19 protein-coding genes are annotated in these 23,635 nt (G+C 56.7%); 6 read left to right on the top strand and 13 right to left on the bottom strand.

Annotated features, from left to right (window positions below; all coding sequences use genetic code 11):
- Positions 1-34: 34 nt before the first annotated feature.
- The 13 genes from Q0746_RS00575 to pyrH all read right to left on the bottom strand — a co-directional run bounded on the left by Q0746_RS00575 (position 35) and on the right by pyrH (position 15,039).
- Positions 35-2,809, bottom strand: coding sequence for a glutamine-synthetase adenylyltransferase (locus Q0746_RS00575; protein ID WP_298256165.1), 2,775 nt, complete (start codon positions 2,807-2,809; stop codon positions 35-37).
- 48 nt (positions 2,810-2,857) lie between these two features.
- Entirely contained in the window at positions 2,858-4,033 is a 1,176-nt protein-coding gene (gene lpxB, locus Q0746_RS00570) for a lipid-A-disaccharide synthase (RefSeq protein ID WP_298256163.1), read from the bottom strand.
- The gene (gene lpxI, locus Q0746_RS00565) at positions 4,030-4,893 is read right to left on the bottom strand and encodes a UDP-2,3-diacylglucosamine diphosphatase LpxI (RefSeq protein WP_298256161.1); all 864 of its coding nucleotides are present in this window, start codon (positions 4,891-4,893) and stop codon (positions 4,030-4,032) included. The genes lpxB and lpxI overlap by 4 nt, the downstream gene beginning before the upstream one ends.
- A complete protein-coding gene (gene lpxA, locus Q0746_RS00560; protein WP_298256159.1) occupies positions 4,893-5,678 on the bottom strand; it encodes an acyl-ACP--UDP-N-acetylglucosamine O-acyltransferase in 786 nt (261 codons plus the stop codon). The genes lpxI and lpxA overlap by 1 nt, the downstream gene beginning before the upstream one ends.
- Positions 5,675-6,130 carry a 3-hydroxyacyl-ACP dehydratase FabZ gene (fabZ, locus tag Q0746_RS00555; RefSeq protein WP_298256157.1) on the bottom strand — a complete coding sequence of 152 codons (456 nt, stop codon included), beginning with the start codon at positions 6,128-6,130 and terminating at the stop codon, positions 5,675-5,677. Before fabZ ends, lpxA begins: the two co-directional genes overlap by 4 nt.
- A gap of 67 nt (positions 6,131-6,197) precedes the next feature.
- Positions 6,198-6,815 carry an OmpH family outer membrane protein gene (locus Q0746_RS00550; RefSeq protein ID WP_298256156.1) on the bottom strand — a complete coding sequence of 206 codons (618 nt, stop codon included), beginning with the start codon at positions 6,813-6,815 and terminating at the stop codon, positions 6,198-6,200.
- 8 nt (positions 6,816-6,823) lie between these two features.
- Positions 6,824-9,163 (bottom strand): outer membrane protein assembly factor BamA, encoded by a 2,340-nt coding sequence (bamA, locus tag Q0746_RS00545; protein ID WP_298256154.1) that lies wholly within the window; start codon positions 9,161-9,163, stop codon positions 6,824-6,826.
- Positions 9,164-9,492: 329 nt separating this feature from the next.
- On the bottom strand, positions 9,493-10,827 hold the full coding sequence (gene rseP / locus Q0746_RS00540) for an RIP metalloprotease RseP (protein ID WP_298256152.1): 1,335 nt from the start codon (positions 10,825-10,827) through the stop codon (positions 9,493-9,495).
- 32 nt (positions 10,828-10,859) lie between these two features.
- A complete protein-coding gene (gene dxr / locus Q0746_RS00535) occupies positions 10,860-12,035 on the bottom strand; it encodes a 1-deoxy-D-xylulose-5-phosphate reductoisomerase (protein WP_298256151.1) in 1,176 nt (391 codons plus the stop codon).
- Entirely contained in the window at positions 12,035-12,823 is a 789-nt protein-coding gene (locus Q0746_RS00530) for a phosphatidate cytidylyltransferase (protein WP_298256149.1), read from the bottom strand. The genes dxr and Q0746_RS00530 overlap by 1 nt, the downstream gene beginning before the upstream one ends.
- Before the next feature lie 34 nt (positions 12,824-12,857).
- The gene (gene uppS / locus Q0746_RS00525; protein ID WP_298256147.1) at positions 12,858-13,583 is read right to left on the bottom strand and encodes a polyprenyl diphosphate synthase; all 726 of its coding nucleotides are present in this window, start codon (positions 13,581-13,583) and stop codon (positions 12,858-12,860) included.
- 87 nt (positions 13,584-13,670) lie between these two features.
- Positions 13,671-14,234, bottom strand: coding sequence for a ribosome recycling factor (gene frr, locus Q0746_RS00520; RefSeq protein WP_298256144.1), 564 nt, complete (start codon positions 14,232-14,234; stop codon positions 13,671-13,673).
- A 79-nt stretch (positions 14,235-14,313) separates the two neighbouring features.
- The gene (pyrH, locus tag Q0746_RS00515; RefSeq protein ID WP_298256142.1) at positions 14,314-15,039 is read right to left on the bottom strand and encodes a UMP kinase; all 726 of its coding nucleotides are present in this window, start codon (positions 15,037-15,039) and stop codon (positions 14,314-14,316) included.
- 134 nt (positions 15,040-15,173) lie between these two features.
- On the opposite strand from pyrH, the gene miaA reads away from it, so the two are divergent.
- From miaA to Q0746_RS00485, 6 genes are all read left to right on the top strand, one after another.
- A complete protein-coding gene (gene miaA / locus Q0746_RS00510; RefSeq protein WP_298256140.1) occupies positions 15,174-16,052 on the top strand; it encodes a tRNA (adenosine(37)-N6)-dimethylallyltransferase MiaA in 879 nt (292 codons plus the stop codon).
- Between the two features lie 104 nt (positions 16,053-16,156).
- Positions 16,157-16,939, top strand: a complete 783-nt coding sequence (locus Q0746_RS00505) for an AraC family transcriptional regulator (protein ID WP_298256138.1) — start codon at positions 16,157-16,159, stop codon at positions 16,937-16,939.
- 272 nt (positions 16,940-17,211) lie between these two features.
- A complete protein-coding gene (locus tag Q0746_RS00500; RefSeq protein ID WP_298256136.1) occupies positions 17,212-18,885 on the top strand; it encodes an ABC transporter substrate-binding protein in 1,674 nt (557 codons plus the stop codon).
- Positions 18,886-19,018: 133 nt separating this feature from the next.
- Positions 19,019-20,068, top strand: a complete 1,050-nt coding sequence (locus Q0746_RS00495) for an ABC transporter permease (protein ID WP_298256134.1) — start codon at positions 19,019-19,021, stop codon at positions 20,066-20,068.
- Complete coding sequence (locus Q0746_RS00490; RefSeq protein ID WP_298256132.1) at positions 20,068-21,522, top strand: ABC transporter permease; 1,455 nt, start codon at positions 20,068-20,070, stop codon at positions 21,520-21,522. The genes Q0746_RS00495 and Q0746_RS00490 overlap by 1 nt, the downstream gene beginning before the upstream one ends.
- On the top strand, positions 21,518-23,611 hold the full coding sequence (locus Q0746_RS00485; RefSeq protein WP_298257997.1) for an ABC transporter ATP-binding protein: 2,094 nt from the start codon (positions 21,518-21,520) through the stop codon (positions 23,609-23,611). The genes Q0746_RS00490 and Q0746_RS00485 overlap by 5 nt, the downstream gene beginning before the upstream one ends.
- Positions 23,612-23,635: the final 24 nt, after the last annotated feature.

Below are 23,635 nucleotides of genomic sequence, written 5' to 3'. Positions count from 1 at the left end.
GCCTTGTCCTGTCCCCCATATCACGCATCCCGCCCTACAACAGAACCTGTTCCACCACTTCGGCGGCCAGTTTGCGACATTCGGTGATCTGGCTGGCCAAATCGTCAAGGGAGCTGCAGTCACAATCTCGCAGTAAAAGGGCTTTGGCCCCTGCCCCCATGTCCTCAGGTCGAAGGGGTTTATCGGATAACAGACGCGCGGCCATCTGTACGTTGGAAAACAGGTTATAGGCCTGTTGCAAATGCTGCAGCTGCGCGCTTTGCAACAGCCCCTTGCTATGGGCGAGGTTCAACTGATCCTCGATGGCGCGATCTGAGCTGGCCCCAATAAGATTGAGGGCTTGGCTCAATAGTTCGATGTCCTGCCGCCCGCCTGCGCCGGATTTCACGTCCCACAGATCATAAGTTCCGGCGGCCTCTGCCAAACGGGCGCGCATCTCTTGGGTTTCTTCCTTGATGCGGGCGGTGTTGAACGATGCAGACAAGACCTTGCGGCGCACGGCTTCGACGTCTTGCTGCAACTCTACATTTCCCGCCAAAGCCGTGGCCCGCGTTAAGGCCAGATGTTCCCAAACCCACGCATCGTTCAGCTGGTAGCTTTCAAAGGCCTGCAGTGATGTGGCCACCGGCCCCGATTGCCCTGACGGGCGCAAGCGCAGATCGACTTCATACAATCGCCCCTGCGACATGGGCGCGGAAAGAGCAGTCACAAGGGCCTGAGTGAGCCGCGCGAAATAGGTTCTGGTTTCCAACGGGCGTCGCCCGTCGCTGGCCTCTTTTCCTTGCGCGTCATAGATCACGATCAAATCCAGATCGGATTGCGCCGTGAGACTTCCCGCCCCGACAGACCCCATTCCCAAAATCATGGCCCCGCGCCCGGGAGCGGCGCCATGCTTGCGGGCGAATTCGGCTTCGACCACGGGCAAAAGTGCGGCCAATGTAGCCCGCGCCAGATCACTGTACTGGGCGCTGGCATCTTGCGCGGATAGCAAGCCTTGAAGATGATGCACGCCAATGCGGAAATGCCATTCCTTTTGCCAGCGGCGGGCGGCATCAAGCTGGCCTTCATAATCTGAAAGCCGCGCCATTTGGTGGGACAGAAGTTCAGCCAGCCCTTCTTCTGTCGGCCACGGCGCAAAGAACCCGCCGCCAATTACGGCGTCCAACACGCCAGCATTTTGCGACAGATAGGTCGCCAATGCGGGGGACGTCGCACAGATGTCCACGATCAGTTTTGTTAACAAGGGGTTGGCTTCAAACAAGGAAAACACCTGCACCCCTGAGGGCAATCCGGTTAAGAAACGTTCGAACTCAACCATGGCCTCCACGGGTTTACTGGCCTGCCCCATCTGGCGCAAAATTGACGGGAAAACCCGCTTGAACAGGGTCTGCGCCCGCTCTGAGCGAAGAGCAGGAAGAGAGCGCCACTGCTCCAGATAGGTAGAGAGATCAAAGAGCCCTTCGGTTTGCGGCGCCTCCTCTACGTCATCGGGCGCAAAGAAACTGTCGGTGACATCTGCAACCTCTTCCAGACGCGACAGCAAACTGGCGCGAAAGGCATCCACGTCGGCGTCTCCCATGAAGCGAGACAGGCGCAAAAAGCCGTCCTCCCCCTTGGGCAAATCATGGGTTTGCGCATCACCGATCATTTGTAGCCGATGTTCAACCTCGCGGTGGGCGCGATAGGCCGTTTTCAGCGTCTCGGCCGCTGCTTTGGGAACCCAATTGGCCGCCACCAATCTATCCAAACCTTCGCAGGTGCCGCGCACGCGCAGATTTGGGTCACGCCCCCCTGCAATCAACTGGCGCGTTTGGGTGAAAAACTCGATTTCGCGAATACCCCCTGCGCCAAGCTTCATATTGTGACCATCCAGCTGCATGCTGCCGCCCAAGCCCTTATGACTGCGAATTTTGAGACGCATGTCATGGGCATCCTCAATCGCCGCGAAATCAAGGTGTTTGCGCCAGATAAACGGGCTGAGCCGTTTGAGGAACCTGTTGCCTGCCTCAATATCTCCTGCGCAGGGGCGCGCTTTGATAAAGGCCGCCCGTTCCCATGTTCGCCCAACGCTTTCGTAGTAACGCTCTGCGGCCTCCATCGCGATGCAGACCGGCGTCACAGAGGCATCGGGGCGCAACCTTAGATCCGTTCGAAACACATACCCGTCGCCCGTCACATCTGACATCAACCCCATCAGAGCGCGGGTGATCTTGACGAAAGTCGTGCGGGCCTCAAGGTAATCATCCGGGTTGAAGCGCGTCTCGTCGAACAGACATATCATATCAATATCCGAGGAGTAATTCAGCTCATAGGCCCCCATCTTGCCCATCGCCAAGATGCACATTCCGGCCCCAAGGCTGGCGTCCTCGGCGCATTGCCCTGGCAGCTTTCCACGGGCGATTTGTGCCGCTGTCAGATCAGTCAACCCGCGCTGCAGGCATTTGTCGGCCAAATCAGTTAACGCCTTGGTGACATCCTCCAGCGGCCAAACGCCCCCAACATCTGCGACGGCGGCCAGAAGTGCGATACGTCGTTTGGCCTGCCGAAAAAGCCCTTTCAGATCCCCATCCACCTGCGCAACATCGCGCCAAACGCGGTCTCGCAGATCTTCGGCACTGGTGGTTTGTAGCTGCGATATCCAATCCGCTTCTTTCACCATCAAACCTGCGAGATAGGAGCTGCAACTGGCGGTGCTTTCCAGCAGGTCCAACAGTGGTTTTGGCAGATCACCAAGCGCGTGCCGCGCCTCCGCAGCGCGTTCGGCATTGTGACGGAGGGGCTGGCGCGTGATTTGGTCGGAAAATGTCATAAAGGCAGGATGAAAGGCTGCGCAAGGAAGGTCAACCGCCTGCCGCCTCTATACTGGTGAACCTGTCGCTACCCGCGTCACGACCCTTGCTGCGCGCAGGCCCGGTGCCTCGTCTCCACGGCCCAAAAGCTCCATGGTGATTTCCGCAGCCGCCGCTTGGGCCGCACGCTCAGGCCCTGGTTTGAGGGCCACATCCAAAGCGCGCGCGATATCATCAGGCTTGCACGCATCGCCCAGAAATTCTGGCACCGTGCGGGTGTCTGACACCAGATTAACCAATGTGACGGTATCCACCTGCAACATCGCGGCGATCAGCTTTCGCGACAGCCAATTCATATCGTAGGCGATGACCATAGGCACCGTGTTTGCGGCCAATTCCAGCGACACTGTCCCTGACGCGGCCAAAGCTACATCTGCCGCCGCAAATGCCGCGCGTTTTTCTGCTATGGCCACCTCTTGTGACAGGCCACGGGGATCAAGCACGATCGGATCGCCCGGCCACCCTTGGGTTTGCTGCTGCACCATGGCCGCCACCGGTGCGGCGGCGGGGATGACCACGCGCATCTCTGGCCGCGTCATCGCGAGCTTTTGCAGGCTTTGGCCGAAGACATCCGACAAGCGGCTCACTTCCCCCCTGCGAGACCCCGGCAGCGCCAAAACCAATGGCGCATCGCCTATATTGTGGATGTGCCGGAAATCAGATGCCGCGGCGCCGGTCGCCAATGGCTCTGCCACCACGGGGTGGCCAACGAAGTCGCAGGCCAGCCCCGCGCGCTCCATGTATTGCGGCTCAAACGGGAGCAAAGCCAAAACATGGTCCACGATCCCTTGCATGCGGTCAGTGCGCTTGGTGCGCCATGCCCAAACAGATGGGGCGACATAGTGGACAGTGGGCACCTGCGTGAACCCGCGCAGTTTGCGCAAAACCCGTAGACAGAAGTCCGGACTGTCAATCGTGACGACCACATCCGCACCTGAGCCGATAATGTCTTCCACGGTTTCGTCTCGGCGTTTGAACAAGCCGCGCAGTTTGGGCAGAACTTCGGCCAGCCCCATGACCGACAGCTCGTCCATCGAAAACAACGACGTCATGCCTTGGGCTTGCATCAACGGGCCACCGACCCCTTGGAAAGTTACATCTGGGTCAAGCTGCCGGAGGCCTTCCATCAACGCCCCCCCCAACTTGTCGCCGGAAGGTTCGCCCGCGATGAGGTACACCTTCACGCGCGCACCCATAAGAACAGCTTGTGCTTTTCGACAAGTCGTTTGCACAGATCGGGTTGCAGCAAAATCACGCGCTCCGCCTCAATCACGATGCCGTCCAAACCGACCTGCACCGCCCGCAAGAGCGTGTCGGGGCCGATGGTTGGCATATCGATCCGCAGCTCTTGACCGGGCTTTGCAGCTTTGACCATGACCCCGCCCGACTTGGGCAAACCCCTGGCCCGCTGGGCTCGTGATACGCCCAGAAGATTGCTGCCCCACGGCAAGTCATGCCGCTCGTGAAGCAGGCTTTGCATCATGAAATCAGTGCCGGGTTGTGCCTCGATCACCAGCGGCTGGCCTTTATGGATAATGCAAGCTTGCCCGACATCGGCGGCGCCCATGGCCGCGATAACCTCAATGCCGCGATCTGCGTCGCGCTTTTGGTCTTCGGTTGGCTCCACACTTCCGATGAGCCCCGCAGGTGGCAGAATTTCGGGGTAAACCTCATGGGCACCGACCGGCTCAATCCCTGCTTCTTGAAAGAATCCCAGCACAAGGCGCAGTGCCGCATCATCGCCAAGCTGCAAGGCCTGCAACATTCGCGGCACAAGTGGCATTGTCAGCGCGTCGATTTTGGTCGGATCAAGCGGAGGGCGATCCACAGCCCCTGCGAAGCAAATGCGATCAACACCTTTCTCAGTGAGCCACGCGATAAAGCTGCCCAAGGTTTCAATCCGGAATTTGTGAACGGGCTGGTCGCCACGCGCATCACTGCCCTGCCATTCCATCTGGCACAATTGATAAGGTGTCTTGGTATCCGCCAAATGCTCCATAAGAAGCTCGGGCAGATCGCCATCCCCGATGACCAGCGCCAGCATCAGCGCGGCGTCAGGTACGACCGGCCACTGTCGCCCAAAATGAAGTCAACAACCTCGCTGACATATTCGCTGTCGGTTTCTTCTGACAGGCGGCGCGCGCGGTCTTGAAACGCCCCGTCTCCCTGTCGCAGCATCTGATAGGCCGCGCGCAAAGCAGTGATATCCGCACGCGCAACGCCCGCACGTTTAAGGCCGACGTAATTCAACCCGTCCAGCTCGCCGCGCGGGGCTTGCACCAAACCGTAAGGAATGACGTCATTGGTCACCATGGTGACCGCGCCGATAATTGCCCCACGCCCGATGCGCACGAACTGGTGTATGCCGGCAAGGCCACCAATGATGACCTTATCCTCAATGATGCAATGCCCAGCCAAGGCGGCCTGATTGGCCATAATGACATTGTTGCCAACAATCGCGTCATGGCCGACATGCGCCCCTGTCATGAACAGCCCGTCATCGCCGACCTTGGTCAACCCGCCCCCTCCAGAGGTGCCGGTGTTCATGGTCACACCTTCGCGAATACGGTTGCGGGCGCCGATCTCCAGACGGGTTTCTTCGCCGTCGAACTTCAGGTCTTGCGGGATTTCGCCGATGACCGCGAAGGGAAAGATCACCGTGTTCTCGCCGATAGAGGTTTTACCGGTGACCACGACATGGCTCTTTAGCTCCACCCCAGCCGCAAGGGTCACATTGGCCCCAACGGTACAAAACGGGCCAATCTTGACGCCGTCAGCGAGTGTGGCCCCGTCTTCTACATAGGCCGAGGGGTGGATAGCAGCGCTCACTTCGGTAAATCCATCATCGCTGTGAACTCGGCTTCGGCGGCCATCTCACCTTCAACGGAGGCCACGCCTTTGAACTTCCATACTTTCGCACCCGCTTTGCCGCGCGTGACCTGCACATCAAGATGCAACACATCCCCGGGGACGACTTTACGGCGGAACTTGCAGCCGTCGATCGCCATGAAATACACCAGCAAATCCTTGTCGGCCATGTCCATGGTCACACCGACCATCACGGCAGCAGTTTGCGCCATCGCCTCGATGATGGTCACCCCGGGCATGATCGGCGCCCCTGGAAAATGGCCTTGAAAATGCGGCTCGTTAAAGGTGACATTCTTGATGCCACGCGCAGATTCACCCGCTTTGATATCTTCGACCTTATCGACCAAAAGAAACGGATAGCGGTGGGGGATAATCCGTTGGATCAGGTCGATGTCAGCGGTGGTTTGCGTCATGGTGTATTCCTTTGGCCTTTAGAGTATTTGGGTAGCAGTTGCCTACCCTTGGCACAAGTTGCGCTCGTCAGTTGTCGGATGGGGCATCTTCAGAGGGGGTCTCGTCAATTTGATCCTCAACATTGGGACGAGGAACCGGCAACGGGCCTGTATCTACCGGCGGAGGGGCGGCCCCTACAGATGCATCAATACGCTCAATCACCACATCGGTGATATCAATCTGGCGGATAGAGAATATCACCGCCGCATTGTTCAAGACGGCCACTGCTCCGGTCTCTTCTACCAGCTCTAAAAGGATCGGGAACGCCAGCTCGAAAAACCGCGCCCGCTCGGCTTCGGCCTGCTTGCGAATGTTGTCGCTTTTCGCGGCCTGAGCGCGGCGAATACCGGTGACACGTTCGTCGAAATCTGTGGCAAGCTTGCGAAACTCCGCCGGATCCATATCGGCGCGTTCTAGGGTCAGACGGCTTTCTTCTTCCTCAAGCGCGCTTTCGATCTTTCGGTTTTCATCAGAAAGCAGCCGCGAACTTTGCTGCAAATCTGCCTGCACACGTTTGCCGAAGGCAGAGGCGGTATACATACGGTCTTGGTCCAACGTCAAAACTGGGCTGGGCTGAACCGTCTGCGCCATGGTCGGTGTGGCAACCATCAAGGCCGCCACCACCGCGCATGCTGCACGACACATACTCACGTCTAAAACTGCGTGGATACGGTCAGGTCAAACGACCGTTCTTGGTCAAAGTCTTCCTTCACAAGGGCTTTGGTGAAGTTGAAACGCAAGGGGCCTAGCTGTGTGTCCCACAGTAAGGAAACCCCGACAACAGACCGTAGCTTGAAGCCGTCATCTACCGGCGTGGCTGTTCCGTTGTTGGTATCATCCAACCCCCAAAGGGAGCCTACGTCAAAGAACGCCCCACCGCGAATGCCGTATTCCTCAGGCAAGCCCAAGGGGAAGTCGGCTTCTAGGCGCGCAACCGCGAAGTAATTCCCGCCAAGCGCGTCTCGGTCGGCGGATGCCAGATCACGAGGACCAACACCGGCCCCTTCAAACCCGCGCAATTTGCTGGAGCCGAGGAAGAAGCGCTCGGTGATGCGGCTGTTGCCGGTCAGCCGTGTGTTTGCCCCGAATTCGAACTGTGCGCGCAGGGTGACCTCTTCGCGTGCCACTTTCGTTTCCGCCGAAATCAAACCCGTGGTTTGGACATATTGAAGCCCGCCCCCGACACCTGCGATCTGTTGCCCGAATTGCAGCAGGACGCCGCCGTTCGGGTTCAAGCCCGTGCGACGCGTGTCATAGGAATACAAATACCCCAAGGCAGATGTCCACGCCGAGCCTTCGTCGCGTTGAATGATCGCCGAGGTAGAGGCGGAGACATTCTTGATGGAATCTTTCGACAAGCGGTAGTTCAGGCGAAGCCGGCCATTCTCGGACACCGGAAACTCGATGCTGGGCTCGATCCCGACCGCTTGGGTGTCGAAGGATGCAAACTGGCTGTTGGTGGTCCGGTAATAGGTGTTGATCCCTAAGGACAGATCACGACCAAGGAACGCAGGCTCCAAGAAGCTAATAGAGGTGTTTTGATTGTCCGAACCCGTGTCGAAGCTAAAGGCAACCGTCTGCCCGCGCCCAAGGAAGTTGCGCTCGCGGAAGCTGACGTTCAGAGAGGCCCCTGCGTCCGCACCAAAGCTGACCCCGAACCCCAACGATCCGGTGGTTGTCTCTTCGACATCGACATCAACGACGACACTTTCAGGGCCGCTTCCTTCGCGGGTGTTCACATCCGCAGTGGAGAAATACCCCAAGGCGCGAATGCGTTCTGCTGCGTCTCGGATCTCGCGCGGGTTGAAGGGGTCACCCTCGACGGTGTTAAACTGTCGGCGCACAACCCGATCAAGGGTCGTGGCGTTGCCTTCAATATCGATCCGCTCCACGAAGACACGTGGGCCGCGCACAATGGCGAATTCCACATCCAAAGTTACATCCGCGTCGTTGCGGGTAATGCGTGGCTCAACCCGGACGAAGTTCAACCCTTGTTTCAGGGCCAGACGTTCCATCCGTGTGATGGTGTTCTCGATCTTGGCGGGGGAATAAACCTCCCCGTCCTTCAGGCGCGCAACTTTGTGGTATTCATCTGCGTCGATCTCGGGCAGCTCTGAATATGTTGTCACCTGCCCGACATTGAACTGCTGACCTTCGCGCACCTTGAAGCTGACGAAGTAGCCGTCCCGTTCGCGCGACAGTTGTGGGGTGGATGACAGAACCTGAAAGTCGACATAGCCGCGGGACAAATAGAAATCACGTAGCAACTGGCGGTCAAAGGCGATGCGATCAGCGACAAAGGTATCCGATTGAATGACGGATCTGAGAAGTCCCGCCTGCTTGGATTCGATGACGCGGCGCAGGCGGCGGTCCGAATAGGCACGGTTCCCAATGAAGCTGATGCGTTCTACTTCGACGACATCGCCTTCGGAGACTTCAAAAACCAGATCGACGCGGTTGTTCGACCGCGCGATTACCCGTGGCGTGACGGTGGCCGCAATCCGGCCTGCTTGACTATATCCCTCGGCCAGCAATGCGGCGTCGGCCTCTGCTGTGGCGGGGCTGTAGACTCTGCGGGTCTTCGAGTTCAACAACGGCAGCAGGTCAGCGTCTTTCAGGCGTTTGTTGCCCTCGATGTTGACGCGGTTGATCGTTGGGAATTCCTTTACGGTCACAACAAGACGATTGCCAACCGGTACGACATCTACCGTTTCAAACAAGCCGGAGCGTTGAAGACGTTGCACCGCATCATTGAGCTGGCCCGCGGTAACATTCTGCCCTTTTGGCAATTGAAGGAAGCTCAGGACCGTTGCGTCCTCGATCCGCTGATTACCTTCAATCTGGACCGATGAAACAGGGAAACTTTGCGCATATGCGGGAGCCAAGGACACGGCCCCGCCGACGGCTGTAATGGCCAGACCAGACAATGCCGCCCTAACACATTGAATCTTAAAGAATTGGCGTGCGCTATGCGTCGCTTTTGCGATCTTCATGTGTTTGGGTCCCGCTCTGACACTCTATGTTGTGTGCTCGGTCTATCGCGAGTCTCACCTATTGTCAAAACGAACGCCCAAAAAGACCCCCGAAAAACGGAGGCCCTAAATCGCGAAATGTTACATGTATTTCAGCGGCTCAAAGCCCTGCAAGAAGCCCTGCAGTGCAAAGGGAGCAAACGATCGCCACAGGCCAGATCAGCCTGTCCCAATTGAGACGAAGCAAAAGGCTAAGCCCATTGTAGCTGCTTTGAATATGCTGCATCGGTCCAATCCCTCGTTAAGACAGGACCAATATGCCGTTCAAATATGGCGCAAATTGGGCAGACTTAAGTACAAAAGAAGTCATTGGTTAACGCAAACAGCATAAGGGACAGCAGCAAAACCAACCCACCCGTCATAAACATGTTCAAAGCTTTATCTGACGGAGGGCGCCCTACGACGGCCTCATAAGCATGGAAAACAAGGTGTCCGCCGTCCAATACCGGAATAGGGAACAAGTTTAGCAACCCGACCGCTGTCGACAAAACAGCGATAAACCAAATGAATTCCTTAACCCCTTGCGAGGCCATGTCCCCCGACGTCTGCGCGATACCAATGGGGCCTTGGATATTGCACGAACTGATAGCGCCGGTAATCATATGCCACATGCCAGACAGGCTGGATTGCGCAATAAACCACGTCTGAGTGGCCCCGCCGACGAATGCATCCCCTACCCCAAGCTTGACGCGCGGTGGCTCAAAAAATGCACCTCCGGAGAAACCGATCAACCAACGGGACTCAAAGCCGCCATCAGACGGTAGATCGCGCCGACGCGGGATCAAGGTTTTCTCGACGGTATCTCCATTGCGCCAAACCGTCAGCGCCATGGGTTTGTCTTTACCAGCCTGAGCGGCGGCCTGTACTTCGCTGAGCGCATAGACTGCCGTTCCATTGACCGATTGAATAACGTCGCCTACCTCTAAGCCACCATCCATGGCCGCCGATTTGGGCTGCAACTGGTCGATCACCGGCGGGAAAGGGTAGACGCTGTCAAAGCTTATGGTTTGGCCATCGCGCTCTACTTCATAGGACACAATCGATGCCGCGTCCTGAGCTTGGGCCACCGTGTAGAATTCGCTCAGGTTCGCAACATCGGTATCCCCGACACGCAAGATGCGGTCCCCTTCTTGGAACATGTCAACAGATCCAGGAAGCGGCTTGAGCTTGCCAATCACCGCATCTTCGGTCGTCGTGCCTGAGAACAGAAAAATTCCTGCAAAAACAAAGATCGACAGGATGAAATTAAATACGGGGCCCGCCGCAACAGTCGCCGCCCTGCGCCACAAATCCGCACCATGCATGGTGCGCTTTCGCTCTGTGTCGCTGAGGCCGGTCATGGCTTCGCCGTCCTTTCCGGAGGCCGCATCGGAATCGCCCATGAATTTGACATAGCCACCAAAAGGAAGTGCCGCGAGCTGCCAACGCGTCCCATGTTTGTCGACCCGCGAATAGATCACCGGCCCAAAGCCCAATGAAAAGACCTCTGCATGGATGCCGCACCAGCGGCCAACGATATAGTGACCGTATTCATGGATAGCGACGATCACGCTGAGCGCGACAACAAAGGCAATGATGGCTCCAAAAAAACCACCAAACATGGGGAGCATTCCCAAAATATCCATAGACCGACCTTTCGCGTCTGTTGTCTCGGCGTCTAGCGCGCTGCTGTCTGTTGAACCAACTCGCGCGTATACTGACGTGCGACATGATCCGTTTCCAGCACCTTATCAAGGGTAACTGTGTCGCAACCAAGGCCAAATTCACCGTGAAGTCGGCTCAATACATCTTCAACCAAAGACGCCATGTCAAGAAAGCCCACCTCGCCTGCGATAAACGCATCAAGTGCCGCCTCTTTCGCCGCGTTGAAGGCCGCACCGGACAAGCCGCCCGTATCCATTACGTCCTTTGCAATACGCAGCGCAGGGTATCGCGCCTCGTCAGCGGCAATGAAGTTCAGGCTGGATATTTTGGCCAGATCAAGACGTTCCACAGGCAGATGACTGCGGTTCGGCCAATTCAACGCGTAACCGATGGCATGGCGCATGTCATGCGGCCCGATATGGGCCATCAACGCCCCGTCATTGAAGCCCACCAAAGCGTGGATCAAACTTTCAGGGTGAACTATGGTCTCTATCTGAGATGGCGAAAACCCGAAGAACTCTTTTGTTTCAATTAGCTCCATGGCCTTGTTAAACATGGATGCGCTGTCGATTGTGATCCGTTGCCCCATATCCCAATTCGGGTGAGAGGACGCCTGCTCAATCGTGGCTGACGCCAGATCTTCCAACGGCCAATCCCGAAAGGCCCCTCCGGAGGCTGTGATAATCACGCGCTCTACCGCAGAGATATCTTCACCGACCAAGGCCTGGAAAACGGCGGAGTGCTCGCTGTCGACAGGGAGGATCGTCGCCCCGTTGCGGGCAGCTTCCCCCATAAGATGCGGACCCGCGGTGACCAGTGATTCCTTATTGGCCAAGGCCAGCGTTGTGCCGTGCTTCAATGCCCGCACTCCTGGCACCAGCCCTGCAGCCCCGACAATCGCCGACATAAACAGATCGGCCCGACGGTCCGCCGCCTCGGCAATCGCAGCGGTGCCAGAGGCCACCTCGACACCTGTGCCAGACAGAGCGGCCTTCAGGTCTTCATAGCAGTCGTCATAGGCGGTGACCGCAAGGTCGGCCTTCAGCGAAATCGCCTGCTGCGCCAAACGCGCGACATTCCGCCCGCCCGTCAGGGCGACCACATCATAATCCGCTGGCGCGCGTGCGATCAGATCGACGGTGTTTTCGCCAATAGATCCAGTCGATCCGAAAATCGTGACCTTCCGCATTAGTTAAGGATCGGTGGAAATCCCACCAGCAGCATGATTGGCAACAAGATGACGGCTGCCCCTAACATGCCGTCAAAGCGATCAAAGAACCCGCCATGCCCCGGAATTAGGTTCGAGGAGTCTTTGACACCCATTCGTCTTTTCAATGCGCTTTCCGCTACGTCTCCGGCCTGTGAGGCCATTGAAATTAATACTGAAAACACCACTACTTCAAAGCCTACGCCACTGACGCCGATGAAGAAAATTCCCACGATGGCCGCAGCCACCCATCCCGCAGCCGTGCCGGACCATGTCTTCTTTGGAGACACTTTCGGCCAGAATTTTGGCCCGCCGATGATGCGCCCCGCGAAGTAGCCCAATACATCTGTCGCCACCACGACCAAAGCCAGCCACAGCATCCAAACCACGCCGTCAATGCGCAACACCAGCAGCGCCAAACAGGCCACCATGATCAGCACCGAAAAGGCGCTGTGCAATGCTCGGTGCTGGGAAACGGCGACACTGCAGGCAATCGGGGGGATGGCCAAGAACAACAGCCCCGCCGTCGATTGCTGCATCCAGCCCCCCAATAGGGAGGCAACCGCAACACCGCCAAGCGCCAAGGCTACATTTTGCCCCACGCCAAGCATCCGCGCGAGTTCCCAAACCAGTGCGGCGCAGATCACACAAACAAGGGCCGTGAACCACAGCCCCCCTGCCCAAATCGCGCCAATACCGACGACGGCCATAACCGCCGCAGAACTCATGCGCGCCGTCAGATCGGAAAACTTATCGGGTGATGCGCTCATGTCGCCTCCATAGTGTTGCAGGCGGGCGGGCCTGTCAGGCCTTCACTGCGCCAAAACGACGATCGCGGCCGCCAAAACGGGCCACTACGCTGGCAAAAACCTCTGGCGTGAAATCGGGCCAATGCGTGTCGATGAACTCATACTCGGCATAGGCGGATTGCCAAAGCAGAAAATTGGAAATGCGGGCCTCGCCGGAGGTGCGGATCACCAGATCGGGATCGGGCAGCACATAGGTATCAAGGAAGGAGGCCAGCACTTCCGAATTGACCTGCTCGGGCCGCAAGCGCTTTTCCGCGATTTCCACCGCCAAACGCTGTGTCGCCCGTGTAACCTCGTCACGGGCCCCGTAATTCAGCGCGATCGTGAGATGTGTCACATCGTTGTTCTCGGTCAGCTTTTCGAGGTAATCCATCAAAGCCTGCAACTTCTTGTCCAGCTTTTCGCGATCCCCAATGAAGCGAACGCGCGTGCCAAGACGGTGAAGGTAATTGGCTTCACGTTGGATATAGCGGCGAAACAAGGCCATCAACCCAGAGACTTCGGACTGAGTGCGCTTCCAGTTTTCGGTCGAGAAGGCAAACATTGTCAGATACTTAACACCCAAGCTTGGGCAGGTTTCCACAGCTTGGCGGACGCGTTTTGCCCCCGCTTGGTGGCCAAACAAACGAGGACGATTGCGCTGTGTTGCCCAGCGGCCGTTGCCATCCATAATGATAGCGACATGTTTGGGACCGTTCGGGTTCACATCCTTAGCGCTCATATCGATACCTCAAATTATTGTTTGTTTTATATAGTAGTATCGTCAAAGCCCGCCAAAGTCAGGCGGGCTTTGCGGGGAAAGACGCAGTTAAACCTGCATAATCTCTTCTTGTTTGCTCTCCAGCGCTTGATCTACCAATTTGATCTGCGCATTGATCATGTCTTGCACCTCGGTTTCCCAAAGTTTTTGATCGTCTTCGCCAAGCCCGTCAGCCTTAGCCTTCTTGATTTGATCCATCGCATCGCGGCGAATGTTGCGCACCGACACCCGAGCATTCTCGGCATATTGGCCCGCCACTTTGGTCAATTCACGGCGACGTTCTTCGTTCAGCTCAGGAATGGGCAACATAATGATCGTGCCATTTAGTTGAGGATTGATCCCCAAGCCACTCTCACGAATGGCTTTTTCCACTTTGCCAACCAGACCTTTATCCCACACATTGATGGTAACCATTCGTGGCTCCGGCACGTTGACCGTCCCAACTTGGTTGATCGGCGTCATAGAGCCGTAAGCATCGACCATCACCGGCTCCAACATGGAACCAGAGGCACGGCCCGTGCGCAAAGAGCCGAATTCGGTTCTCAGAGAGGCCATCGCACCGTCCATGCGGCGCTGGATATCGTCAGTGTCTAGAATGAAGTCTTCGGACATGCTTGGGTCCCATCTTGTTTATTGTATTGCCTGTTACGCATTTATCTAAAGCAAGCGCGATGCGCTGGCTAGTGGTGCGCTAATCCTCAACGATTGTGTAGGTTCCCTGCCCCGCAAGGATGCCCTTGAAGCCGCCGGGTTCATCCAAGGAAAACACGATGATCGGCAGATTGTTGTCTCGCGCCAGCGCAATGGCCGAGGCATCCATGACGCCAAGTCGCTTTTGCAACACATCGTCAAAGCTGACTTTGTCGTAGCGCACGGCGTCATCGTGCTTGGCGGGGTCCTTGTCGTAAACGCCATCAACTTTGGTGCCCTTGAAGATCGCCTCGCAAGACATCTCGTTGGCGCGCAGGGTCGCGGCTGTATCCGTCGTGAAATACGGGTTGCCCGTGCCCGCGGCAAATATGCAGACCCGCTTTTTCTCAAGGTGGCGAACGGCGCGGCGGCGAATATAGGGTTCCGCCACTTCATTCATCGTAATCGCCGAGATGACCCGCGTGTGGATACCAAGGCTTTCCAACGCCCCCTGCATGGCCAATGCGTTCATCACCGTCGCCAGCATCCCCATGTAGTCGGCCGTCGTGCGCTCCATCCCCTGCGCAGATCCTTGAAGTCCGCGAAAAATGTTGCCTCCGCCGATCACCATGCAGATCTCAACGCCCATTTCATGGACAGTTTGCACCTCACGCGCGATCCGCTCCACTGTGGGCGGGTGCAATCCGAATCCCTGATCCCCCATCAGCGCCTCACCAGAGATTTTCAACATTACGCGATTGTAAGTGCTTTTCGAGGCTTCGGTCATAAGGGGCGGCCTTTCTAGGTGCTACTTGAGCAGTTGCAAAGTGGTGGCAAAATGTCGGAAAACCGCACAAGTTTCAACGGCCAAGCGAGGGTGCGGCGTGAACAAACCGATAATTATTGGAAACGGGCCGTAGGATGCAGCAATTGCTTGAACAAATAGGGTCCGAACAACCAGTTCTCATTGCTGGCCCGACCGCCTCGGGCAAGTCGTCACTGGCCCTGAAAATCGCGACGCAATTGGGGGGTGTAATCGTCAATGCAGACGCGCTTCAGGTTTTCGATTGCTGGCAACAATTATCCGCACGCCCCGACGCGGACGAATTAGCGCAAGCCGAGCACGCCCTATATGGCCATGTGCCCTACCGCGAAGGCTACTCCACCGGCCACTGGCTTCGTGACGTGAGCGCCCAGCTGAAAAAGCCGGCCCGCCCGATCATTGTTGGCGGCACTGGATTGAACTTTACCGCATTAACTCAGGGGCTTGCCGACATTCCGCCCATCCCGCCTGAGGTGCGCGCGCAGGCCGAACAACTTTCACGCGACGATATGCTAGCGGCGTTGGACCCCGTCACCACCGACCGCATCGACACATTAAACCGCGCACGGGTTCAGCGCGCATGGGAGGTCATGACGGCCACCGGACGCCCCATTTCCACATGGCAGGATGAAACACCGCCTCCGACCCTACGCCGCGACACCTGCATGGCGATTGTTATGAACGCGCCTGTACCTTGGCTGGATGACCGGATCATTCGCCGATTTGATCAGATGCTTGAAAAAGGTGCGTTGGAGGAAGTGCGGGCGCTGCAGAATGATTGGGACATTCAACGGCCAAGCTCAAAAGCCATCGGCGGACCTGAGCTTATGGCGCACTTAAACGGCGAACTCTCGCTTGCACAGGCCCGAGAGCGGTCGATTATCGCTTCGCGTCAATATGCCAAGCGCCAAAGGACATGGTTTCGGGCGCGAATGAAGGATTGGACGCAGGTATCCGCCGACGCGTTGTCGAACTGACACAGAATGACCTAAATTGCGTCTTTGACAGTTTGAGTATGCCCCACATACTACGTTGATCGTCTAAGCTAAGACTTCAGCACATCTGTTAATGCAGGATATTCATGACCCGCCCAACGCTCCCTTACGTCGAAACACTGGCAAATCACCAGCGCTCGGAAGCGTGGCGTGCAGATGCGGCGCAATCGCGGGACCACCCGATATTGTTCTGGATCACGCGTGGTCAGGGGCGTGTGATGGTCGATTGCAGGATGCGTGGCATTGGCCCGAACACGGCGATCTTCATCCCACCACATACTTTGTTCAGCTATGAAATGTTTGCTAGCCCGCAGGGGATGGTTGTCTCCCTGCCCCGCGATGAGACCGTCGGCTTTCCGCGGCGACCGGCATTGTTGAAGGTCTCCACGGTGCAGGCGCAGGCCGAAATCACTGGCTTGATCGACGCCTTGTCACGCGAGTTGGGCGAATTGCGCACGGGGCAACGTCGTGCGGTGATGGCCTATGCGATGATGCTGGGGGTTTGGCTTGATCGTGCGGTGACGGATCAACCTCAGGGCGAGCTGGGAAAATCCGACCGCGTTTTGCAAAAGTTCAGTCATGTCGTCAGCATTGGGCATCGTGATGGGAAATCTCTTGGGGAGTTTGCCGCTGATCTAAAGGTGACCCCAACCCATCTGACGCGATTGACACAAAATGCAGTGGGAAAACCTGCTTCTGCCTTGCTTCAGGAACGCGTAATTCAAGCCGCTTGCGAAGCTTTGATTCATACTGATCGCCCAGTTCAGGACATCGCTGAAAAATTGGGATTTTCCAGCCCCGCGTATTTTACGAGGGCTTTTCAAGTACATACAGGAAAGAGCCCATCGGCTTTTCGGAAAATCCGATAGTTCTCCTAACGTCAACTTAACTAATTCAAAAATATTTATAAAAAATTCTGCATTGTTTTAGGCAATGTCGGTTTTCCCCGTTGCGATTGTCGTTTTTGTGCGCCACCTTGACGGTTCCAACCGTTGACGCCTCTCCAAAATTGATGCGCAATGACATTTGGTGCGTTGAGGGGAAACGTTAAGGCGAACGAACGAAAGCTTTAAAGTCAGTCAATCTGGGGAACTTCGGGGACTGCTCACCAATAAACTTACAAGTCTTCAGGGAGACACAAATGACCAAGCAAACCTTTAACGGCGGCCCAGTGCACCCAGCAGTGGAAATGTACGTTGATGAGCACAAAGCAGGCGAAATGGATCGCCGCGAGTTCATGTCCCGTGCCACCATGCTCGGCGTCACTGTAACGGCTGCCTACGGCCTGATTGGCGCGAGCCCCGCTGCTGCGATGGAGAAGCCCAAGCAGGGCGGCACTATGCGCATGCAGATGGAAGTACGCGCGCTGAAAGATCCACGAACATATGACTGGACACAAATGGCGTATTTCACCGCCGGTTGGCTGGAGTACCTCGTTGAGTACAACTCTGATGGGTCTTTTGAGCCGATGCTTCTCGAGTCTTGGGAAATCAGTGATGACGCCACCGAGTACACATTGAATGTCCGCAAAGGCGTGAAATGGAACAACGGCGACGACTTCAACGCCGATGATGTGGCCCGTATGATCACGGCTTGGTGTGACAAGAACGTCGAAGGCAACTCCATGGCCGGTCGTTTCGCAGTCCTTGTTGACGCGAACACCAACACCGCGATTGAAGGCGGCGTGACCGTGGTGGACAGCCACACGGTCAAACTGAACCTCCCTGCCCCTGACATCACATTGATTGCTGGCATGTCGGATTATCCTGCTGCGGTTGTGCACAGCTCGGCGACGGGCACCGCAGAGGACATGTTGGCCAACCCTATCGGCACAGGTCCTTACACGCCGGAATCCCTAGAGGTTCAGGTAAAGGGCGTGGTTGTTCGCAACGAAGGGTTTGAGTGGTGGGGCTATGCGGCTGGCAAAGGCGCATATCTCGACCGGATCGAATTCATCGACTATGGCACCGACCCTGCTGCATGGGTCGCAGCCGCTGAGTCTGACGAGGTGGATATCCTTTATGAAACCGTTGGCGAATTCGTCGACGTCATGGCTGGCCTTGGCTGGGAGCAATCCGAAGTGCCATCTGCCGCTACAATCGTGATCCGTCCAAACCAAGCCGCGGAAGACGCGGATGGCAAGAAACCCTACGCCGACGTGCGGGTTCGCAAAGCCATCGCCATGGCCGTTGATCGTGGCGTGTGTCTCGAGTTGGGGTATGCCGGTCAGGGCCAAATCGCCGACAACACCCATGTGGGGCCTATGCATCCAGAATATGCGGATGTTCCAGGTTTTGAGCATGACCCCGCAGGTGCCAAGGCGCTGTTGGACGAAGCCGGTATGGGTGATTACGAGTTCGAGCTGATCTCCATCGACGATGACTGGCGCAAGAACACCACCGATGCCGTTGGCGCGCAGCTGCGTGACGCTGGCTTCAACATCAAGCGGACGATCATTCCGGGCACGACCTTCTGGAACGATTGGACGAAATACGGCTTCTCGTCCACCAACTGGAACCACCGTCCATTGGGCGTCCAGATTTTGGGCCTTGCGTACCGCTCTGGTGAAGCATGGAATGAAGCGGCCTTCTCCAATGCGGAGTTTGATGCGGCCTTGGCTGAAGCCAACTCCATTGCCGATGCGGACAAGCGTCGCGAAGTTATGGTGAAGTTGCAGACAATCATGCGGGACGAAGGCGTGACAATCCAGCCGTATTGGCGCTCTCTCTACCGCCATATGAAGCCGGGCATTGTGGGGGCAGATATGCACATCGCCTATCTTCCGCAGATTTATAAGTACGGCTTCTCTGCCTAAAGCACATCAAGTCTGGGCCGCTTCCTTCAAGGAGCGGCCCTTTCTTTAACCACTCCGCGCTGCCAAGACTGCCTTGGCATCAGACGCCCATAAGGGTGCACCCCCGCGGCCAACACACAGGGACCCCAATTTCATGGGAATGTTCATCCTACGACGTGTAGGCGTGATGCTGCTGACGGCGCTTTGCTTGACGTTCATCGTGTTCTTCATGACGAACCTTTACCCCAATCTTGAGAAGCTTGCCAAAACACAGGGCAATTTTCGCATGTCCGATGAGGCGGTGGTCAGCTACCTGACCCGCGAAGGCTATACGGCCCCGTTAAGCGTCAAATACGGGCGTTGGCTGGGGGTGGTGCCCAATCACGTCTACACGGATGAAGATGGCAAAACCACGGGGAAATGTATTCGCGAAGGGGTCAACACAGCCGAGACGGCGCCAAAATACTGCGGCGTTTTGCAACTGGAGTGGGGATATTCGACCGTCTTCAAAGGGGACGCGGGCGAGATTATTTTCAAAAGACTGGGCCTAACTGGCTGGCTGGCATTGGGCGCATTCGCCGTGATGATCCCTGTTGCCCTGATTATCGGCGTCCTTGCAGGTATGCGCGAAGGCAGCCGGATGGACCGGACGCTATCGACCTTCTCCATCGCCTCATCCGCGACACCTGAATATGTGTCAGGCGTGATCTTTATCGCGGTCTTTGCCTCATCGTCCTTCGGGTTGAAGTGGTTTAAAGGCTCCGCCACCTCCGCGATGGAGGACTTCACTTGGGCCAATATCACCCTGCCCATCGCCACCATCGCCCTCTACGGGGTGGGCTATGTCGCGCGGATGACCCGTGCCTCCATGGCTGAGGTGATGACCGCGCAATACATCCGCACCGCGCGTCTAAAGGGGGTCAGCTTCGGCAATATTGTCATCAAACACGCGCTGCGCAACGCATTGATCGCGCCGTTTACAGTGATCATGCTGCAATTCCCTTACCTGCTAACTGGCGTTGTGATCACCGAGACCTTGTTCAATTACAAAGGCTTCGGCTGGATGCTGGTGCAGGCAGCCTCGAACAACGACATCGACCTGTTGCTTGGTGGCTCGGTTGTGGCTGTGGTCGTCGTTTTGCTTACGCAGCTGATCTCGGACATCGGCTACGTGTTCCTCAACCCTCGCATTAGGATTTCATAATGGAGCCGCTCACTTGGACAGGTGCGCTAGGCACCTTTTTGAATCCGATCTTCACGGTGACGCTATTGTCTTTGGCCTTAGCTGTTGTCGGATATCTTGTGTTGAACTTCATTGAGAATGCTCAATTGGCATTCGGGGGCCCAACGTCCCCGCCGCAACAGATGCAGAACTCTGCCGTGCTTTTAACCACGATACTTCCCTTGGTGGTGCTCACTTTGCTGCTAACCGCCATTTACCTTTTGGCGGGCATTGTGTTGCCCTATGGGGCTGCTGGTATCGTTGGAGAATTGGGTGTTCGCATGCTTCCGGTCTGGATCGCCCTTGCAGCAACCTTCTACCTGTCGATCACCTATAAACGCAGGCTCGGTCTCTACGGCAAGCTGTTCGATAGTCCGATCGGTATGATCGGCTTTATGATTGTGATGTTCTGGGTGTTCACCGCAATTTTCGTCGAAATGAACCTGATCCTAACCCATGATCCTTTGGCTCAAGTGTCCGGCATGAAAAACAAGCTGCCCGGCACGCCATTGCGCGGGGCTGAGGACGGGGATTATGCGCACTACCTCTTGGGGGGTGACAATCTAGCCCGCGACGTGTTCTCGCGGGTGGTCAAGGGCAGCCAAGTCGTTTTGATCATCGCCCCAGCGGCCACGCTGTTTGCCTTCATGGTTGGTATCACGCTTGGCCTGCCCGCTGGCTACTTTGGCGGCAAGCTGGACACTGTAATCAGCTTTATGGCGAATTTGGTTTTGGCCTTCCCCGTGATCTTGCTGTTTTTCTTATTGGTAACGCCTGAAATTCGTGCCGCTGGCATCCAGATACCGGGTACGGACTATATCTGGCGTGTGCCGACAATTTTGGCGTCGATCCTGTTTTTGTTCCCCTTGGTGTTCTTTGTCGTGCTGTTCGACTCGCGCTATTTCACCGAGCCTGCAAAACGGAACCTCTATGTCGGTCTAACGGTGTTAATCGGCGGCTACATCTACCTTGGTATGGCGTGGGATGCGGATCCCTTTGGCATCATCTCGATTGATGGCGGCGTACTAATCGTGTTCGTATCCGTGGTTTTCGTGAACTCGCCTACCGTGTTTCGGATCGTGCGTGGCCTCGTGCTGGACATCAAGACCCGCGATTATGTGGCTGCGGGGCAAACCCGTGGCGAGGGCCCTTGGTACATCATGCTTTGGGAAATCCTGCCCAATGCGCGTGGCCCGCTGATCGTCGATTTCTGCCTGCGCATTGGCTACACAACGATCCTTCTGGGCACTTTGGGCTTCTTTGGCCTCGGGCTGTCATCGGAAAGCCCTGACTGGGGCACCACGATCAATTCGGGCCGGCGATTGCTAAGCGTTTTCCCGCATCCTGCCATTGTCCCTGCCATCGCCTTGATGAGCCTCGTGCTCGGTCTCAATCTTCTTGCGGATGGTTTGCGCGAAGAAAGCCTGAAGGATTAAGCCCATGTCTGATGATACATATTCCGGCCCGATCCTAGAGATCGATCAGCTCTCCATCTCCTTCTTCACGCGTTTGCGGGAAATTCCGGCGGTGATGGATTTTTCGTGCACCGTGCAACCCGGCGAGGCCATGGGCCTTGTGGGCGAATCCGGCTGCGGCAAATCCACCGTGGCCCTTGGGGTCATGCAAGATCTTGGCGTGAACGGACGTGTGGTGGGTGGATCGATCAAATTCAAAGGTCAAGACCTTGGCCAGATGAGCCCAGAAGAGCTGCGCGACATTCGCGGCTCCCAGATCGCGATGATCTATCAAGAACCCATGGCGTCGCTGAACCCTGCCATGCGCATCGGCAAGCAGCTCATGGAAGTCCCGATGATCCACTTCGGCACGTCCAAGGCCGAAGCCTACAGCCGCGCGTTGGAGGTGGTCACAGATGTGAAGCTTCCCGACCCCGAACGTATCTTGAACTCCTTTCCGCACCAGCTATCGGGCGGGCAACAGCAACGGATCGTCATCGCTATGGCGTTGATGTCGAAACCATCCTTGTTGATCTTGGATGAACCAACCACCGCGCTTGATGTGACGGTAGAGGCGGCCGTGGTGAAACTGGTCAAAGACTTGGGCAAGAAATACGGCACGTCAATGCTGTTCATCTCGCACAACCTCGGGTTGGTGTTGGAAACCTGCGACCGCATCTGCGTTATGTATTCAGGTGAAGCTGTGGAAACCGGCTCCATTGCGGATGTATTCGACGACATGCAGCACCCCTATACACAGGCGTTGTTCCGCTCCATCCCACTTCCCGGGGCGGATAAGAACGCTCGCCCGCTCGTAGCGATCCCGGGGAACTTCCCCCTGCCCCATGAGCGCCCCGACGGGTGCAATTTCGGGCCGCGTTGTGACTACTTTCAAGACGGGCTGTGCAACCAAGGCAGCGTCCGCATGCAGCCGATCAAAGGCAATGACCGCCACGGATCGCGCTGCCGTCGGATCGAGGAGATCGATTGGCAGGCCCCGATTGAGGTTGGCGCCCAAACGGAAAAACCCGAACCCGGTGACGTGGTTCTGCGAATGGACAACCTCAAGAAATACTACGAGGTCGCCGCTTCGGCCCTGTTTGGCGGGGCGAACAAGAAGGTGGTGAAGGCGAATGAAACGCTAACCTTCGAGGCCCGAGAATCCGAAACCCTTGCCATCGTGGGGGAATCCGGCTGCGGAAAATCCACCTTCGCCAAGGTGCTTATGGGCTTGGAGACCGCGACCGAGGGCAAGATCGCGCTCCACGGCAAGGACATCCAAGACACCCCAATTGAGGACCGCGACACGAAAACGGTCTCGGATGTTCAAATGGTGTTTCAGAATCCGTTTGATACGCTGAACCCGTCAATGACAGTCGGACGCCAGATCATTCGTGCCTTGGAAATCTTCGGCATCGGAGAAGATGAAGCCGCGCGCCACCAACGTATGCTGGAGCTGCTGGATCTGGTCAAACTGCCCCGAGAGTTTGCCACACGCATGCCCCGCCAATTGTCGGGGGGGCAAAAGCAACGCGTTGGCATCGCCCGCGCCTTTGCCGGGGACGCTCGAATTGTGGTGGCTGACGAACCTGTGTCAGCGCTTGATGTCTCTGTCCAAGCTGCCGTGACCGATCTTTTGATGGAAATTCAACGCGAAAACAAAACCACGTTGCTGTTCATTTCACATGACCTTAGCATCGTTCGCTATCTATCTGATCGCGTTATGGTAATGTACCTTGGCCATGTAGTGGAACTGGGCACGACCGATCAGGTATTCCAGCCCCCATACCACCCCTATACAGAGGCGCTGTTGTCTGCGGTTCCCATCGCGGACACCTCCATCGAAAAGCAGCACATCGTCCTTGAGGGTGACATCCCATCCGCCATGAACCCGCCCTCTGGCTGCCCGTTCCAGACGCGCTGCCGTTGGAAGGATCAAGTTCTGGGTGGTCTGTGTGAGAAAGAAGTACCACCGGTGCGCGACATGGCAGAAGGGCATCAGGTTAAGTGCCACCTTGCCGACGATGTGTTGGCGCGCATGGAACCAGTTATCAAAATCGCGGCAGAATAAATGAATTCAATTTACGTCCTACTT

It is taken from the genome of uncultured Litoreibacter sp. (assembly GCF_947487515.1).
In the GTDB taxonomy this organism is placed as follows: domain Bacteria; phylum Pseudomonadota; class Alphaproteobacteria; order Rhodobacterales; family Rhodobacteraceae; genus Litoreibacter.
The sequence above is the reverse complement of the archived record's forward strand: the minus strand, read 5'-3'. Positions and strand labels throughout refer to the sequence as shown.

Bases quoted from the DNA above. Each gene is read 5' to 3' on its own strand.
- frr (WP_298256144.1), bottom strand. From the start codon at position 14,234: ATGTCCGAAGACTTCATTCTAGACACTGACGATATCCAGCGCCGCATG.
- Q0746_RS00495 (WP_298256134.1), top strand. From the start codon at position 19,019: ATGGGAATGTTCATCCTACGACGTGTAGGCGTGATGCTGCTGACGGCG.
- miaA (WP_298256140.1), top strand. From the start codon at position 15,174: ATGCAGCAATTGCTTGAACAAATAGGGTCCGAACAACCAGTTCTCATT.
- pyrH (WP_298256142.1), bottom strand. From the start codon at position 15,039: ATGACCGAAGCCTCGAAAAGCACTTACAATCGCGTAATGTTGAAAATC.
- Q0746_RS00550 (WP_298256156.1), bottom strand. From the start codon at position 6,815: ATGTGTCGTGCAGCATGCGCGGTGGTGGCGGCCTTGATGGTTGCCACA.
- Q0746_RS00500 (WP_298256136.1), top strand. From the start codon at position 17,212: ATGACCAAGCAAACCTTTAACGGCGGCCCAGTGCACCCAGCAGTGGAA.
- Q0746_RS00575 (WP_298256165.1), bottom strand. From the start codon at position 2,809: ATGACATTTTCCGACCAAATCACGCGCCAGCCCCTCCGTCACAATGCC.
- rseP (WP_298256152.1), bottom strand. From the start codon at position 10,827: ATGGATATTTTGGGAATGCTCCCCATGTTTGGTGGTTTTTTTGGAGCC.
- bamA (WP_298256154.1), bottom strand. From the start codon at position 9,163: ATGAAGATCGCAAAAGCGACGCATAGCGCACGCCAATTCTTTAAGATT.
- Q0746_RS00530 (WP_298256149.1), bottom strand. From the start codon at position 12,823: ATGAGCGCATCACCCGATAAGTTTTCCGATCTGACGGCGCGCATGAGT.
- Q0746_RS00505 (WP_298256138.1), top strand. From the start codon at position 16,157: ATGACCCGCCCAACGCTCCCTTACGTCGAAACACTGGCAAATCACCAG.
- Q0746_RS00490 (WP_298256132.1), top strand. From the start codon at position 20,068: ATGGAGCCGCTCACTTGGACAGGTGCGCTAGGCACCTTTTTGAATCCG.
- uppS (WP_298256147.1), bottom strand. From the start codon at position 13,583: ATGAGCGCTAAGGATGTGAACCCGAACGGTCCCAAACATGTCGCTATC.
- dxr (WP_298256151.1), bottom strand. From the start codon at position 12,035: ATGCGGAAGGTCACGATTTTCGGATCGACTGGATCTATTGGCGAAAAC.
- lpxI (WP_298256161.1), bottom strand. From the start codon at position 4,893: ATGCTGGCGCTGGTCATCGGGGATGGCGATCTGCCCGAGCTTCTTATG.
- fabZ (WP_298256157.1), bottom strand. From the start codon at position 6,130: ATGACGCAAACCACCGCTGACATCGACCTGATCCAACGGATTATCCCC.